15 protein-coding genes and 2 pseudogenes are annotated in these 16,257 nt (G+C 54.7%); 7 read left to right on the top strand and 10 right to left on the bottom strand.

Annotated features, from left to right (window positions below; all coding sequences use genetic code 11):
• Window positions 1-28: 28 nt before the first annotated feature.
• The 4 genes from BCA33_RS13585 to BCA33_RS13600 form a co-directional block, all read right to left on the bottom strand.
• The gene (locus BCA33_RS13585) at window positions 29-598 is read right to left on the bottom strand and encodes a TMEM165/GDT1 family protein (protein ID WP_071266653.1); all 570 of its coding nucleotides are present in this window, start codon (window positions 596-598) and stop codon (window positions 29-31) included.
• A 226-nt stretch (window positions 599-824) separates the two neighbouring features.
• Complete coding sequence (locus tag BCA33_RS13590) at window positions 825-2,219, bottom strand: DHA2 family efflux MFS transporter permease subunit (protein ID WP_071266655.1); 1,395 nt, start codon at window positions 2,217-2,219, stop codon at window positions 825-827.
• A gap of 4 nt (window positions 2,220-2,223) precedes the next feature.
• Window positions 2,224-2,649 (bottom strand): MarR family transcriptional regulator, encoded by a 426-nt coding sequence (locus tag BCA33_RS13595; protein WP_071266657.1) that lies wholly within the window; start codon window positions 2,647-2,649, stop codon window positions 2,224-2,226.
• A gap of 135 nt (window positions 2,650-2,784) precedes the next feature.
• Complete coding sequence (locus BCA33_RS13600) at window positions 2,785-4,071, bottom strand: MFS transporter (protein ID WP_071266659.1); 1,287 nt, start codon at window positions 4,069-4,071, stop codon at window positions 2,785-2,787.
• A gap of 217 nt (window positions 4,072-4,288) precedes the next feature.
• On the opposite strand from BCA33_RS13600, the gene BCA33_RS13605 reads away from it, so the two are divergent.
• From BCA33_RS13605 to BCA33_RS13615, 5 genes are all read left to right on the top strand, one after another.
• The gene (locus tag BCA33_RS13605; protein ID WP_071266661.1) at window positions 4,289-5,191 is read left to right on the top strand and encodes a YafY family protein; all 903 of its coding nucleotides are present in this window, start codon (window positions 4,289-4,291) and stop codon (window positions 5,189-5,191) included.
• A 16-nt stretch (window positions 5,192-5,207) separates the two neighbouring features.
• Window positions 5,208-6,068 (top strand): hypothetical protein, encoded by an 861-nt coding sequence (locus BCA33_RS21935; RefSeq protein WP_254774401.1) that lies wholly within the window; start codon window positions 5,208-5,210, stop codon window positions 6,066-6,068.
• Window positions 6,065-6,643 carry a hypothetical protein gene (locus tag BCA33_RS21940; protein ID WP_254774402.1) on the top strand — a complete coding sequence of 193 codons (579 nt, stop codon included), beginning with the start codon at window positions 6,065-6,067 and terminating at the stop codon, window positions 6,641-6,643. The genes BCA33_RS21935 and BCA33_RS21940 overlap by 4 nt, the downstream gene beginning before the upstream one ends.
• A gap of 71 nt (window positions 6,644-6,714) precedes the next feature.
• Window positions 6,715-6,969: a hypothetical protein gene (locus tag BCA33_RS21945; RefSeq protein WP_254774403.1), complete on the top strand. Its 255-nt coding sequence runs from the start codon at window positions 6,715-6,717 to the stop codon at window positions 6,967-6,969.
• A gap of 166 nt (window positions 6,970-7,135) precedes the next feature.
• On the top strand, window positions 7,136-8,206 hold the full coding sequence (locus BCA33_RS13615) for an AraC family transcriptional regulator (RefSeq protein ID WP_071266663.1): 1,071 nt from the start codon (window positions 7,136-7,138) through the stop codon (window positions 8,204-8,206).
• On the opposite strand, the gene queE is transcribed toward BCA33_RS13615, so the two are convergent.
• Window positions 8,207-8,863, bottom strand: coding sequence for a 7-carboxy-7-deazaguanine synthase (gene queE, locus BCA33_RS13620; protein WP_071266665.1), 657 nt, complete (start codon window positions 8,861-8,863; stop codon window positions 8,207-8,209). It abuts the gene before it with no gap.
• Window positions 8,863-9,526 (bottom strand): annotated as a pseudogene (gene queC / locus BCA33_RS13625) (7-cyano-7-deazaguanine synthase QueC). Before queC ends, queE begins: the two are co-directional and overlap by 1 nt.
• A gap of 146 nt (window positions 9,527-9,672) precedes the next feature.
• Between queC and BCA33_RS13630 the strand changes: the two are divergent.
• Window positions 9,673-10,173, top strand: a complete 501-nt coding sequence (locus tag BCA33_RS13630; protein ID WP_071266667.1) for a hypothetical protein — start codon at window positions 9,673-9,675, stop codon at window positions 10,171-10,173.
• On the opposite strand, the gene BCA33_RS13635 is transcribed toward BCA33_RS13630, so the two are convergent.
• From BCA33_RS13635 to BCA33_RS13650, 4 genes and pseudogenes are all read right to left on the bottom strand, one after another.
• Window positions 10,154-10,387 carry a hypothetical protein gene (locus BCA33_RS13635; protein ID WP_071266669.1) on the bottom strand — a complete coding sequence of 78 codons (234 nt, stop codon included), beginning with the start codon at window positions 10,385-10,387 and terminating at the stop codon, window positions 10,154-10,156. The genes BCA33_RS13630 and BCA33_RS13635 overlap by 20 nt on opposite strands.
• A 181-nt stretch (window positions 10,388-10,568) precedes the next feature.
• Window positions 10,569-10,982 carry a response regulator gene (locus BCA33_RS13640; RefSeq protein ID WP_071266671.1) on the bottom strand — a complete coding sequence of 138 codons (414 nt, stop codon included), beginning with the start codon at window positions 10,980-10,982 and terminating at the stop codon, window positions 10,569-10,571.
• 58 nt (window positions 10,983-11,040) lie between these two features.
• Window positions 11,041-11,591: pseudogene (locus BCA33_RS13645) on the bottom strand (hypothetical protein).
• Window positions 11,588-15,091, bottom strand: a complete 3,504-nt coding sequence (locus BCA33_RS13650) for a response regulator (protein ID WP_071266673.1) — start codon at window positions 15,089-15,091, stop codon at window positions 11,588-11,590. Before BCA33_RS13650 ends, BCA33_RS13645 begins: the two are co-directional and overlap by 4 nt.
• A 163-nt stretch (window positions 15,092-15,254) precedes the next feature.
• Here BCA33_RS13650 and BCA33_RS13655 point away from each other — a divergent pair.
• Window positions 15,255-16,257: hypothetical protein (locus tag BCA33_RS13655; RefSeq protein WP_139173008.1), on the top strand; the 1,003-nt coding region annotated here is incomplete at its 3' end.

Here is a 16,257-nt window from a genome sequence, read left to right on the forward strand (position 1 = left end):
TCGTTGCGTGCAGTGACAGCCGGCGCCCTCAGTAGTTCCAAACCACTGATGACAGTGTCACAACCGCCATAACTGCGAACAAAATACTTGCACAAACCCGGGCGGTCGCCAGCGGCAACCGATCCATCAACCAGTGCCCAGCCATGATAACCGGTATGTTGGCCAGCAACATCCCCGCTGTTGTACCGATGATAACCCAGATTGTCTCAGTATAGCGGGCCGCCAGAACAACGGTGGCAATCTGGGTTTTGTCGCCAATCTCTGCCAGAAAGAACATCACGGTCGTCGCCGCAAAGGCGCCCATACCCAAAAACCGGGAGCTGTCGCTGTCGTCCTTGTCTGGCACCAACAGCCACAAAGCGATTGCCACAAAGCTCAGGGCAAGAATCCAGGGAAGCCAGGTTTGGGGAATCCATGCAGCCACCCAGGCTCCCAGCCAAGCCGAAAGTGCGTGATTCAGGATGGTCGCGACGAGTATGCCCATAATAATGGGAAGGCGTTGAGTGTAACGGGCAACAAGAAAAAGGGAGAGCAGCTGGGTTTTGTCGCCAATTTCGGCAATGGCAACGGCAACTGTTGAAGTGAGAAATGCGTCCATGGATTCTTCCGGGGCGGATAGTTGGACATGAGACAGCTCACCTTCCGCCCTTGGAGGTGAAACTGCCTCAGGTCTTGCCAATTTCACCGAAACCAAGTGAAACACGATAGCCATGGGGATGAGCCCCAAGTATGTTGACTACCGTCCGATCCGGACACCGGATGCGGAGGCTACTCCCCTGAAGAGTAGGGCTATATTAGTTAATCTTCCCGGGCATGGCAACCGGCTACGCTCGCATGCGCCAAACGGGCACGACCGCAGCAGCAACGAATACGGCAACCAGCCACCAGGCCGTATGGAAGGCATTGATAGTGGGCACGCCGCCGCTATGCTCACCAAACTCAATGGTCAGTGCCACGATATTCACCCCAAATGCACCCCCCAACTGGCGAGTAAAATTAATGGTGCTGGAGCCGGCGCCCAACTCTTCGGGTTTAAGCGGGTTCAACGCGCCTATGGAAAGAGACGGTAACATAAACCCTATGCCTATCCGGCCAACCACCGTCCAGAGCGCAAGCCAACCGAAAGCCAGAACCAGGTCGGACAACGCAAACAAAATAGCCGACGAAGCAAACATCGCCATCCCGAAGATAACCAGTTTTCTGGCGTCGCCGCCCCGGTCAGCCAGTTTTCCGGCCAACGGGAATGTCATGCCCAAAACAATGCCCGCCGGCAGCATTAGCAGGCCCGCTTCTGTCGCTGTGTAGCCCAGAACCGTTTGAACGTAGAGCGGTATCAGGTAGGTGGATCCAAAAAGGGCCAGCCCCATCGCCATAGCGCCCAGATTGGCATAAAGGAAGCTAGGCCTGCGCAGCAAGCTGATATTAACCAAGGGATGTTTTATGCGCTTTTCGCGCAACACAAACATTATCAGAAGCACCAGTGCCACAAGCCCTTCAATGGCAACCCGGGTTTCCTGGCCGCCCAGGCTCTGCAGGCGGTTCAGGGTATCGAGAGAAAGCCCGACAGTCGCTCCCAGCAACACCAGCCCAACCAGATCAAATCGATAGGGAGCCGGCCGGGAAGCAGGCGTAGGTAGAAAGCGCAGCGCCATAAATACGCCGATGAAGGTAACCGGTGCTGGCGCAAACATCACGAAGCGCCAATCCAGTTGATCCACCAAAACACCACCCAGTACTGGCCCAAGTGCTGGAGCCAGTACAACCCCCATACCGTAGATGCCCATGGCCTGGCCGCGCCGATTGCGGGGGAATATGCGAAATACCAGATACATGCCCATGGGCTGCATCAAGCCGGCCATGGCACCTTGGCCAATGCGGGCAGCAATCAACTGCTCCGGCGAGTTGGCAAACCCGCCAGCCAGCGAGATCAGTGTAAACACCGCCATGGCACACGCCAGGGTCTTGCGTACACCAAAATGATCAAGCAGCCACGAGGAGGCCAGCATGGTTGTTGTCATGGCCGCGATAAAGCCGGTTGCCAGCCAGTGCACCTGGCCCTGACGAATACCGAATTCCACCATGATATCGTGGAGCGCAACGTTCACCACCGTGGCACTCAATACAGTAGCAATAGTCCCTACCATTACCGTAGAGACTGCCAGCCACCGCCAGTTGGTACCATAGCGGGCAATCAGGCCCTCGACAGAATTATCTCTCAAGTGATTACTTCTGCTTTTCAGCGTTATCCATGATTTTATGGAACACCCGCAACGCAACCTCAATATCGTCGTCGCTCACGCCTTCAAGCATTCCGTCCCGAAGTTTATCGGCCCGTTCAGACAAAACGTCCATGAAATCCCGGCCGGGATCGGTGAGGTGCAGGCGGCGAGCACGGCGATCATTGGGGCAAGCCCGGCGTTCAATCAATCCTTGCAGCTCCAGGCTGTCTAGCAGGCGCACAAGCGTTGGGTTTTCAATGGCCATCAGGCCGGCCAGTTCTCGCTGGGTCATGCCTTCGCCACCTTGCTGCAAATACACCATGGTGGTCCAGCGGGCTTGGGTGACGCCCAAATCTTTCAGGCGCTCGTCTAAAAGCTTACGCCAGCGACGGGTTACTCGGGCGACGGCAAAGGGAAACTGATCTCTCATAGCTACTGCTCCGTTCCGGCAAGAAAGCTTACATTATAGGATTGCTACCAATAGTAAGCTAACAATTCGAATAAAAACAGATGTGCAGTGAAAAACAAGATCGGGGAAAACCGAAAGGCGACCTTATTCCGCGCATCAACCGGTCGGGCGCAAGGACTCTTCATGCATTTCTTCAACCTCTGGAGATTGTTGGAATTCCGTGTTCCGCGGATCAAGTTCGGTCAGTACCACAGAGGTTTCCGGCATTGCAGGCACATAGTGTTCCTGATCTTTCACCGCAACATCTTCAGTGTAAGTAATGCGCAAAGAAGTGATAACCGCAAGTACCAGCAAAAACCCGGCATTGCCTACAAACAGGCCTTTCGGACCCATCAGGTTGATCAGTTCGGCCATTGCGATGGGGCCAACAACACTGCCAACCCCATAACTGAGGAGCAGTGTGGCGCTGGCCGCAACAATACGGGTGCTTTCCATGCGATCGTTGGTTATCGCAACAGAAATAGGGTAGATCATCGCTGAGAGCCCGGTGAACACTCCAACCAAGAGCATGAGCAGCCAAAGGTTTTCAGCCCCAATGAGGCTGACAGAAACCGCCGCAAAAGACGCAATAAGAGCCACCCAGAACATCACGCGGCGGCGATCAAATCGGTCACACAACCGCCCCAGTGGCCAGGCAAGAAGCATGGCCGCAATGATCGCGCTGGCCATGAAGGTCGAGGTTTTTGCAACATCAAGGCCCATCAGGGTTGCGTACACCGGGCCCAGCGCATAAAAACCACCAATCAGCACACCGCAGACCAAAGCGCCGGAAACACCGGTGAACGACTCGCGGGCAAGCGTAAAAAAAGAGATGCGCTGAACCTGCTCAATAATCGGAGCTTCCATGCGAGTTAAAGCCAGGGGAACCAGAGCCAGTGTAAGCAGAATTGCAGCGAGGGAAAACGGCATGAAATTGGAGGGGTCGCCCACGTTAATAAACAGCTGACCGCCCGCGGCAGAGAGATAAAAAACGATTTGGTAGACAGCAAATAGTGTGCCGCGGTTACTGTTGCTGGCACGACTGGAGAACCAGCTTTCGATCACCACCAACACGCCGGCAATGCTAAAGCCCGAAAGCACCCGCAGGCATGCCCAAAACACCATGGAAATAGCCATGGGATACATCAGCGACACCACAGCCGCTATGGCAGCGAACGCTGCAAATGCCCGAATATGGCCAACACGACCGATGATCTGGTGCACATAAAGAGTGCCCAGAACAAACCCAACAGAGTAACAAACCAGCACCCAACCGATAATATCCGGTGAAACCGCTTCAATACTCAGACGAATGCCAAGCAACGTCATCAGGAAAGCATTTCCGCTGATCAGCAAAACGATGCTCAACAAGAGAGCAGAAAGGGAGGCGACCGTTCGGGTCATTGCGGAAACTCCGGATGTTACTGGTGCAGTATTACACCAGTCCTTTCAAGATGTACCTAATACGCACTTGCCGAAGCCCTGCTAAACTCCTATGAGCGTCAAGCGTTGTTATAGCGCTGTTTCACAATGTTTCACATTAATGCGCCGTAACAGACCCGCTGTGCCATAGGGGGTAATATTAAAAGCTATTATTCAATAAACCCGTGAGTGTCTGGTTATGAAAAAAACGGACTGGCCCATCCGTTGGGATTTGCTGCTTCGCTACCGACTCATTGAAACCGTCGCACTGTGGGAAGGTCGCTTGACGACAAACCACATCTGCCACAGTTTTGGTATCGGCCGGCAGCAGGCATCTAAAGACATAAATACCTATCTGCGCGAGCTTGCGCCAGGCAACCTTGTTTATGATCGGCACCTCAAGGGCTACGTACCGTCGGCAAATTATAAGCCGGCAGTAACCCGAGGGCATGTTAGCGAATACCAGGATCTGCTCGCTCGCCAGCAAAGCCTTAGCAGCACCTTTGAAACCCTTGAGGTCGGCCTACCAGACAACACAGTTGTCTACGGCCCCAATCGTGTTATAGCACCTGAGACCATGCGAGCGGTCGTAACGGCAACCCGCCATGGCAGGCAGCTAAGGGCAAGCTACTCGTCCCTTAGCCGTCCTGAGGCAGTAGAGGGTATTCTCGAGCCCCACACACTGGTGTGCACCGGCAACAATTGGCACCTGCGCGCTTGGTGCGACTCCAACCGGGAATTCAGGGATTTTGCCCTCAGCCGTTTCCATGCAGCACCCACGGCCCTGCGGCAAAAAGCCAAACACACAAGCCAGAAAGATGATGACTGGAATCGCCGAGTCACAATGACGATCTCCCCCGACCACCGCCTGACCGAAGCCCAGCAAAAAATCATCGAACTGGATTACGGTATGCACAATGGTCGCCTGAACGTTGATGCTCGGGCCGCTCTGGCGCCGTATGTTTTGTCGCAGCTTGGAATCACGCTAGACAACCATCACCCTGACCCACTGATCCAACAGCTTGAACTGACCAATCCAGATCAACTTGGGTTTGGCAGCAAGCGCGAACGCGCCCTCAAAGCCGTCGCTGGCCTCAGCTAACTATTAAGCATTCAGCGTGAACTTAAGCACACGATGTTTTTGTGCCTTCACTTTTATTCTATTACTGCTGTCAGCCTCTGAGGCACTGGCAGCAAATACCTGTGGCGAGCGGGCAACTGCCATTTCTGCGGTCCAAGGTGAGGTCGACACATCACCGCTGGTTGGCCACAAGGTTACCGTTGAGGGCATCCTCACCATCGATGCCCGCATGGAAGGCGGGTTTGCCGGCTTTTATCTGCAACAGGCTGAAGATGAAACCGACGGCAACCCCGAAACCTCTGAAGCCTTGTTTGTTTTTACCCGCAAAGAGACGGGTGTGCCCGGTGATCGCCTGCGCGTTACGGGTACCGTAAAGGAATTCCACGGCCTAACTGAGCTTGCGAATATCCAAACGATCATTGCCTGTGGCTCTGCCCCACTTCCACAAGCCCAGGTTCTAACGCTACTGTGGCCAGCCACACTGGAGCCCCTTGAAAACATGCGAGTCAAGGTGGCCCAACCGTTAACGGTTATCGATTCCTGGAACCTGGCACGCTACGGCGAGCTCACATTGGCAGCGGCTGATCAGGTGATACCTACGGAATATTTGGAGCCCGGCCCACAAGCAGCACAAATCGCCAAGCGGAACCGACAACAAAGACTTCTGCTGGATGATGGCCGCAGTATACGCCACCCTGACCCCACCCCTTGGCCCTCCGAAGGCCTGAGCGGCAAGAACACAATTCGCAGCGGCGATAAAATCCGCGAGCTGTCTGGCGTCCTTGATTACCGGTTCGGAGCCTGGCGAATACAACCGGAAAGTCTGCCGGTTTTTGAGCTGCAAACACTCGGCCGCCAGCCCCTGCACGGCCCGCAGATCCGCATGTTCGTGTTATGACGATGAACCTGGAAAACTATTTTAATGGCGACGGAAAAGGCCAAGGCTTTCCAACGACCCGTGGGGCCGCGTCCGCGCTGGCATTTGAGATACAGCATCGGCGACTGGTAGAGGCTCTGCGTCGCCCAGACCCAGACATTCTGGCTGTCACTGAGCTGGAGAACGACGGCTATGGCGCAGCCAGCGCAATAGCACAGCTGGCCCGCGCACTCGGTCCAAAATGGACCTTTGTTAAGACCCCAGGTGCCGATGGCAGCGATCAGATACGCACCGGCTTGCTGTATCGCCGTGACCGCATCGTTTCCGAGACTCAACCAGAACGCCTGAACACCGGCCTGTTCAGCCAGCGGGGCCGCCCGCCATTGGCACAGATTTTCCGGTCTAGGGGGCAACGCCTTGCCATTCAAGTGGTGGTACCACACCTGAAGTCAAAATCGTGCAGAGGTGCAACCGGTCAAAACCAGGACAAGAACGATGGCCAGGCTGCTACGCCCAACGCCGCACCAAAACCACACGCGCAGTTGTCGAATGGATTGAGCAGCTACCGCAAATACCCGATCTTGCTGGCACATTAATTACCGGCGATCTCAACAGCTATTTCCATGAAACACCACTGCAGGTTCTGCAGCACGCTGGATTCACCAGCATGGTGCACCACTTCCACCCCTGCACGGCCCAGCAATGCGACCAATACACGTACAGATACAAGGGTGAAAAAGGGTCGTTGGACTACGCTCTCGCCTCCGCATCGCTCAAAGGTCGGGTTCTCGATGCCCAAACCTGGGCCATCAATGCCGATGAGCCATTGGTGCTAGGGTACAAAGACAACCTGCCTGGCACGACTGCGTTGCCCTGGCGCTCCTCTGACCACAACCCGGTTATTATCGATATCCAGCTCTAACCGGCCCCTCATATTCCTGAATAATTCCGCTGGCATACGCTCCAATTGGCCTCTCGTGCCCATTGACCCGTCATTGAAGTCATGGGGGCGAGGTGCCGCAACGGTCATAATCAAAGGTATTGGTTAATCCGTCAGACAACAAGAACAGCTTATAACAAGGATTCTCATGCGTGTTTCTGCTTCTGTCACACAGGATCTGGGTATGCCGGCCATCTACCTGCATATACTGGCTGAACTGTTGCGCACCATTGGTCTGGACGAACGCGACTTGCTGCTTCGGGTTGGGTTGGACCCCGCCAGGCTGCAGTCTACAAGTGTCAGAGTTAGCCAGGCGCAAGCCAGTGAGTTTGTGACCCGCGCAATCATTGAAAGCGGCGAACCCGGCCTTGGCATTATGCTGGCCCGCGAGCTGAAGCTGCCATTGCACGGCGCGCTAGGCGTGGCTGTGATGAGCAGCCGCACCCTGAAGGATGCGCTGGGCCTGATGACCCGTTACCTCACCTTACGGGCGCCACACCTAAGTGTTCGCAGCCGTGAGCACGGCAACGCAGTGCACTACACCATTCTGTGTGATGGCGACCCTGGGCCTCTGCAAGGGTTCATTATGGACGCCATGCTGTTTGGTTGCGCCTTCATGGGAGAACAACTTACCGGTACCGCCATTGGAGGGTCTGGAATTCTGAGGAAAGGCGCAGAACCCCCATACTTCCATCGCTTCCGACAGTCGATTTTGATGCCGGTTAGTTACAACTCGCAAGAAAATGCCCTGGTCATCCCCCTTAATGCGTTGTCAGCGCCTATCCGCTTCAGCGACGACCAACTTGCAGAGTCGTCCCGCGCCCAGTGTGAAGAGGCGCTGAAGCAGCTTACCGAAGATGCGGGCTTCGCTTGCCGGGTAAGGCGAGTGATTGAAACCAGCTACCCCTTCCCACCAAAGCTGGCACGGGTAGCTGCGACACTGTTTGTATCAGAGCGCACGTTAAAGCGTCGGCTTCAGGAAGAGCAGGCCAGTTTTCAGAACCTGGTGGACCAGGTTCGGTTAGAGCGCGCCAGGGAGCTGCTCACCGGCACTAACATAAATCTGAACCAGGTTGCAGATGTTTTGGGCTATGCAGATGCTGCAAACTTTACCCGTGCCTTCAAGCGCTGGACGGGGGTCAGCCCTAGCCACTACAGAGGCGCTGAACAGCAGTCAGCCGCCACGTTTCTGCGCGCCCGCATGCCGGCCCCTGCGTAATCAATCGATACCGATGATTTTATGCATTTGCAGAGTCAGGCGCCAACGGGGATGAGCCAGGCAGTAATCCGTTGCCTTGCGAGTGTTACTCTGTTTGACCGGATCTGTGCCGCCCTCAGAGGCGGACGGAGAAGCCATAGGCGACAGGAAAAAATGCTGTGCGTTCAGGTGAGTAAACCTTTCTGGCAGGGCTTTGGCCTGAGGGTATACCAGCTTCAGCTCATCGCAGGTTTGAATCACCACCGGGGCATCGGCCTTGGGACTCACGCACAACCAGTCAATACCGGACGGCGCGGGCAGAGTGCCGTTGGTTTCCACACCCACTTCAAAACCCAACTGGTGGAAAGCCTCAATCAGCGGTTCATCCAGCTGCAATAAAGGCTCTCCGCCGGTACAAACCACATAAGGCGCGCCCGGTGCCTCTGGCCACAAACTGTGTATGTGGGCCGCCAGAGCCTCTGCGGTTTCAAAAGTCCCACCATTTTGGCCATCGGTGCCCACAAAGTCCGTATCACAAAAATTACAGACTGCCGTGGCGCGGTCTTTCTCCCGGCCTGTCCACAAGTTGCACTTACTAAAACGGCAGAACACTGCGGCGCGGCCTGCTTGAGCCCCCTCGCCCTGCAAGGTATAAAAGGCTTCTTTTACCCGATACATCAGCGCCCCGCCTCATAGGCCAGTGGGTCCGCAAGGCTATTTTCGGCAAAAGCTTCAAGTCGCTCTACGCAAGAGCCACAAAGCCCGCAGGCCTTTTCCCGACCGTTGTAGCAGGTCCAGGTGTGGGCGTAGTCGAGCCCAAGCTTTAAGCCCTCGGCCAAAATGTCACCTTTGCTCATATGCATGAACGGGGCCTCAACACCCACGGGTTCGTAGTTGGCTACACGGCATACCGCATCCATTTTCTCCACAAACTCCGGCCGGCAGTCAGGTAGATCGCATGATCGCCCCCGTGGGCGCCGTACCATACTGCATTGGCATCCACAGTTACCGCATAGCCTGTGGCCAATGAGAGCAGAATCATATTGCGGTTGGGCACCACCGTGGCTTCATGTTTTCTTCTTCGTAATGGCCTTCGGGTATGTCGCTGTCGGAGGTCAGCGCAGAGCCGGACATAACCTCACTCATGGCGCGAATATCAATGACCTTGTGGGGGATATCCAGGGCGGCACACACTGAGTGTGCAACGTCCAGCTCACGGACATGACGCTGGCCATAGTTGAATGATAATGCATAAACCCGCAACCCTTGGGCGCGCGCGCGGTGAAGCAGCGTAAAGGAGTCCATGCCTCCGGAATAGATTACAACCACGGTGTCAGTCATGCAGGCTCCTGGCAAAGGGATAAAGGTTCTGTAAAGACCGGGTAATAGAATAGGCGTATTGTAACAGCGCAAAGGCGGGTTGAGTTCGCGTCCGTGAACACGGGCAGGTAAACTGCCCTCAAAACACACCGATAGCCAGACAACCAATGACCACACAACTACGCCCAGCGTGTATCGACTTTGAGGCATCAAGCCTCGACCTCATTGCAAGCTACCCAATTGAAGTAGGCGTTTGCACGCCCGACGGTGAGCTACATAGTTGGCTCATTGCGCCCGAGACATTCTGGCAGGACTGGTCTGAAAGCGCGGAGCAAATCCACGGCATTTCTAAAGAAAGACTTTTGGCTGAGGGCGTGACAGCCGCCGAGGTGGCCCACCACCTTAATCAGTTACTATCGGGCCAGGTGTTCTGCGACGCTTGGACATTTGACAGCTTTTGGTTATACAGGCTGTTCCGGGCCGCCCGTTTGGAACCCGGATTTCACCTGGAGTCGATCTCTTTACTGCTTAGCTCTCGACAGGTGAAGCAGTGGTCATCCGCACGGCAGCAAGTTATTTTTGACCTGGACCTGCCCATTCACCGGGCGGCAAACGACGCACTGATTCTGCAAAAAACCTGGGAGTACGTTACAGACCGCGCACTCTGAGGACAATCATCTCCAGACCATCCCTTAAGGTGTACAGGGTCCAGTAGGTAACCAAAGCCATCAACCCTGCACCAACAACGGTGAAGACAAGATCGTCACCAACAATCCTACCTTTTGCCAGCACCATGTACATGGCCAGTAAAGCGATCAGAACGATTTCTACAGCAAAATGGGAGCGGAACTTGTTGCGGGCAGATCCGGATTCTTCGGACATTTTCTTAGGTTTCAACCTCTGGGTATCTTTCAGTATGGGTGATTAGTTAGTGTACAAATTATCACCCAAACAGCCCCGAGTATCTGTACGAGTTAGTGGCTACGAACTTTCCACTACCGAAAAAACACAACCATACAGCCTGCACTTAAAGGAAAAATCCTTTGCGTACCTGGCTGGCAGATCAGTGATGCCGATTCAGCCCCTGAATCATTGCTGCGTCGCTGCCGTGCACCACTGCGTAGTTGCTCACTACGTCGTGAATTTTTTCCTGGGAGTAGGGTTTAACCACATAGCCGTTGGCTCCCGCACTGATTGCCCTCTGAATGCTGTCAATGGAGTCATCCGCAGTGACCAGCACAATATGCTGCCCCTCTCGAGACTCTTTAAACGACTGCATTAATTCGTGGCCATCACCGTCTGGCAAGCCAATATCCAGCAATATAATATGGAACTTGCCCCCATCAAACGCTTTGCGGGCCGCAGCGGCATTCTCACATTCCGTCACATCCGTAGCGCCGGCTTTGTAGAGCATATCAACCAGCCGCTCACGCATCACCGGCTCGTCTTCTACAACCAGTACCGTCAATTTATCCATCCTTATCTCCTTGTTGACGCCGGGCACATGACACGCAGGATTCATTGCAGGACAGCGATTACCACGAATCGGCGCCTGTATGGCGGGGCAAATCCAGCGGCGCATGTCCGGTCTGTGGAGGGCGGACAACATCGGTGGAATGCCCTTCAACATTCACGGCATTACCTTCCCGGCCGCCCTCATGGGTCAAAATATTGCTGATACCCACCGCCGTAGAATAAAGCGAGATTGCAATAATCAGCAGGATTGGCTGCACAAATGCTACAAACCCCGGTACCTCGGAGCCCCCATGATACTCAGCATCAGGATAATCGCCGGCCCCAGCACCACAAACAGCGTCAGAGCTATAAAGAATACAATACGCTCCTTGTAGGCGCCAAGGTCTCGATTTGTAACAAGTCCCAGCACAAACTTCCCAATGGCCAGCCCCGCAAGAATAGCAGCCGCTATGCTCAAGTCTGGCTGCATCAACATCCCATAGAGATTGCCATCCCAAAGTCGCTGCATGCCAATAACAAGGAACGGGAAAAGCACAAACAGGATATCGGCATAGGTGCCATACATCATGCTCATTGACTGATGTTCACGGTGTAATTGGCGCTCACTCATTGATTCGTTCCTGTTTTATTCTGTGTTAATTCACGCTCGATCATCTGATCCAATATCGCAAACTCACTGCGTATCTGGCCCCATTGCGGGTCAGTTTCTTTTACAAGCGCTTCTACAACGCCAGCCTGCCGGGTCATCTCAGGGTAACCCATAGCGCCTGCAGAACCTTTTATCTGGTGGGTTTCAAGCTCAAGCACTTTTTGATCGCTGCTCGCCATTGCGCCGCTCATTCTCTCTCGGCGCTGGCCCAACCCCGACAGGAACCTGACCACCAGGCGACTAATATCCTCATCTTCATCTGCGCGGCTCACCCCAAGGGGCACAGAATCCAGAAAACGACCTAACAATGCTTCTAGACGGCGCTCGTCAATGGGTTTGTCCAGAACCCCGTCACAACCCGCCTCACGCAGTGCGTCGGCTTCTTGCTGAACGCCTGCTGTAAACGCAATAATCGGGCGCCGGAATCCGGCCTGCCTAAGCAATCCCGTAGCCTCAACACCGTCCATTTCCGGCATGTGCCTGTCCATAAGCACCAGGTGCACAGATTCCGAAAGCGCTTTACGCACGGCTTCGTCGCCGGACTTAACGGTTACAACCTCCAGCCCCAAACGATTCAGCATCCGCTCCACCAACTGCTGGTTTTCGGCATTATCCTCAGCCACCAGCACCCTGCCATGGTATTGCTGGCCTGGCTCAGAGGTGCTGCCAGAATGAACCTTAAGATAACGGGCCAGAACCTCATAAAACCGCTGTTTGTCGATGGGTTTGGCCAGGTGTTCGTTACAGCCAGCCAATCGGTAATCGGCAATATCCTCGGTCATGACATTAGCGGTCAACGCTATTACCGGCGTATTCACCCCGGCCTCTCGCAACGCCGCCGTTGCATCACGGCCATTCATGACCGGCATTTGAATATCCATGAGAATCAGATCAAACGACTCTCGAATGGCCAGCTCCAAGGCTTCCGCACCGTTGCCCACGTGCACCAGTTCAGCGCCCGTGCGGCCCACTAGCAGCGAAACCAGCCGGCGGTTCACGTCGTTATCTTCGGCACAGAGTATGCGCCCGGAAAGTCGCGGCGCCACCACCATCGGAATGGCTCGCCGACGCTGGCTGAGTTCCGACGCATCCCGCAGAAAGTGAACCTGATCGATGGCACCGGTACGAATAGACAACTCAAACTCGCTGCCTTCTCCGTAGGTGCTGCTAACACGGATACTGCCACCCAGCATTTCTGCCAGTCGCCGTGAAATACTGAGGCCAAGGCCAGTGCCGCCATACTGCCGCGAAATAGCAGCACTGCCCTGGGCAAAAGGATCAAACAGCCGGCCAATCTGCTCGGGCTTCATCCCGATCCCGGTATCCACCACCCGGGCAACCAGAACCTCCTGCTCGCGATCACAGCGTATCGACAAGGAGATCGACCCTTTTTCCGTAAATTTGAGCGCATTTCCACACAAGTTGATAATAATCTGGCGCAACCGCGTTGGGTCTGTCTGAATTTTTTCGGGCAGCGGAAATTCGCAGAGTATATTAAACTCCAGACCTTTTTCACGGGCTCGCGGTGCAAAAAAGGCGCGAATTTCATCCAAAAGCTCGGGCAGGTTTACCGAGATCACATCCACATCCAATTTATTGGCATCGATTTTGGAGTGATCAAGAATGTCATTCACCAGCTCCAGAAGATGGCGGCCGCTACGGACAACCGTCTCTGCACTGCTGCGCTTTTCCTGGTCATCCAGGTCCGGATCCATCAGTGTTTCGCCATAGCCAATGATAGCTGCCAGGGGCGTGCGGATCTCGTGGCTCATGTTGGCAAGAAACTGGCTTTTTGCCTCTGCGGAGTTGCGGGCCAGCTCCTTTTCTAATCGCTCCTGTTCCCGCTCGCGCTCAATGCGCTGACGCCGATGGCTTTCCGTGGAATCGACACAGGTTCCTTCCAGGTGTGTGGGCTCACCTTCGGTGTCGTATGCGGTGTGGAGAGAGATAATCGCCCAGCGCTCTTCTCCCGCCTGGGTCAGGTAGCGGGCCTCGACACCTTTTACCGTGCCCCGCGCCTCCAGCTGCTCAACTACCAACTCCCGCAGCCGGTTATCTGCAATACACACTTCCAGCACGTCAGGACTGCTCTCCAGCAACTCCCGGCTGCTGCCAAAGCCCATCAACCGTGCCATGGCAGGATTGGCCGTTACAAACTGGCGGCCGGCCGACATCTGGAAAACGCCCTCAATGGCGTTATCAAACAGTGACTGGTAACGCTGCAGGTTAGACAGCGCCCGCCGGCTCCAGCTCAGCGCCTGGCCTTGAACCTGTTTAATGCGATCGGCCAAGGCAAAGGAAAATAGAATAATCTGCGCCGTTAGCCCTATTTGAGGTGCGTAACCCGTGAATGTATTGAGAGGCAGGTAACCCATAACGGTCAGGGCATATATGCCAAACCCCATAAGCGCCAGCGCCCAGGCAAAAAAGTACGAGCGAGCAGCAGGGTTGTAATACCGCCAGGACAAATAGCTGATCACGATCAAAATAAGGCAGAGCAGCACCGACCCGATAACAATCCATTCCATGGCAATGTGGTAAGGCACAAACAAGGACAGTACAAAGGTGAGAACCACCGAGTAGAGGCACATTACCAGAACCCGGTCCAGATCCGGCGAGCGGGTACGGGTTTCAAGCAGTGCCCGGGCCATGAGCAGGCCCCAGAACCAGGTCATGATGATCTGAAAATGCAGATACTCCTTATTGAACAACGCCGGGCGGCTGTCCAGCAGCTGGATACCATGGACCTGCTCTGTGGCGATAAACACCGCCGCTGAAACCAGATAAAGCACGTAGTAGATGTTACTGCGCTCACGAACCGAAACGGCCACAAACAGGTTGTAGGCCAGAATGGCCAGCAGGCTACCCAGCAGAGCGCCACGGATAACCTCATCTACCGACACTTTTTCAATATAGCTATCGGGGCTCCAGAGGCTGATAGGTAGGCGAAAGGTGTTGGTATTGATAATGCGCAGGTACACGGAGGTAACGCTATCCGGCTCCAGGTTCAGCCGGAATGTGGGGTTGGGCACCGCCAGGTCACGTTCTGCCCAGTTATCCTGATAGCCTGCCTTGCGCTGGTCGATCAGTTCACCGTCGCGCACCAAGTACAAAACAACTTCATCTACCAGCGGCAGGGCAAGCTCGAGAACCCATTCTGTGCCTGCCTCCCCGGTGTCTGCGCGCACATCGAACCGGGTCCAGTAAGCCGACTCCGTGTAGCCAAAGTTCAGCACCCCGCTTTCATGCTGAGTGAACCGCCCGGGCTCCATGGTAAGAATGTCTGGCAGAAGGTAGAGCTGGCCGGCATCCTCCAGATACGAGATGCAGCCGCCAAAATCACGGATGCTCTCCGTGCTGCTTTTCAGAACGAGTTGACCATTCTGGCACTGCTCCTGAGCGCCGGCCAAACCGGGCACCAGAGTTATGACCAAACATATTGTGGCAAGCAGCCATTGCATTGCTTTGCCTGAAGCCGGTTTACACCGTTGCTGCAAAATGTGATCTCCGCGAGGCAGATGCCTGTCTTATGGTTTATTGTCAGCAGTCGGATCGGGGCGGAGCGCCCCGCGGGTATTCACTTTAGCCGTTTACGGCTGGTTTCGCACCTCAGGGCCTTCTGAAATGAGACACTCCTGCTTTTTTGCCGCTATTTCAATCGCCCTCCTGAACGTGAGCGGGTGCAAGATGGAGGATACCGGGTCAACGGCGTTCAATCCGGCTACCAACGTAGACCTGACCTTCTCGAACTTTGATCTCGAAGATACCGAAACCGCACCAAACAATCTTGAACACACACGATTTTGGGATTTATATCAGGGTATTCAGCCCAGCGGAAATGGCGATAACGCCAACAACCGTGAAACCGCAAACGAGGTACGCGACCACATAGACAGGTTCATACAGGCAACTCGTGCCGAGGATGGCAATAATTACGAAAAAGTACGCAACCCGCTGGATCTGATCAATCAGGTAATCGCATCCGATCAGGTTACCAACTTTCGGGAAGGCCGAAAGTACATTAGCCAACGTATTACGGACGGGCAAGCAGGCACTTACAACACCCGTGGTAACGGGGCGCTCATCCGGTTTACAGATCAGAATGCTGTGCTGAACGACACATCGCTTAACGAAAAACTGTGGATTTTCCCAACGCTTGACTGGAGATACCTGCCCGCCGGCCCTGAAGGCAGCAACCTGAACGAAAAGGTTTATCGAACGGTTCAGTACGTAAGCCGTAGCGTTGCACCTGAAGAAGCTGAAGCCCAACCGGAACTGGTGAGCCTGCTAGCCGGGAGCCGGTTTGACGCCAACAACTTTGTAACAAGCGGCTACAACAATCCAGAGTTCGCCACTGCAGATTATCTCAGCCGCAACTTTGGAAGCATCGAGCTGAGGCAAGAGTTCATTGAGGATAAAACCGATACACTTTTTATCAAGAGTGCGGACAAGCCTGTGCTTGATCTGAACCGCTATAGCGGTATCAACTTAAGCGATGCAAGCCCTGATTGCCTGAGAGTTGAGCTGAACTATGTGACTTCAACCGTGAGAATTTTCTATTCCAACGGCGAACCGGCAAGGGTTAACACCCCAACCAGCGAAGATCCCGATAAAACCAGCGCCAATA

Source organism: Marinobacter sp. AC-23 (genome assembly GCF_001858325.1).
Taxonomy (GTDB): Bacteria; Pseudomonadota; Gammaproteobacteria; order Pseudomonadales; family Oleiphilaceae; genus Marinobacter.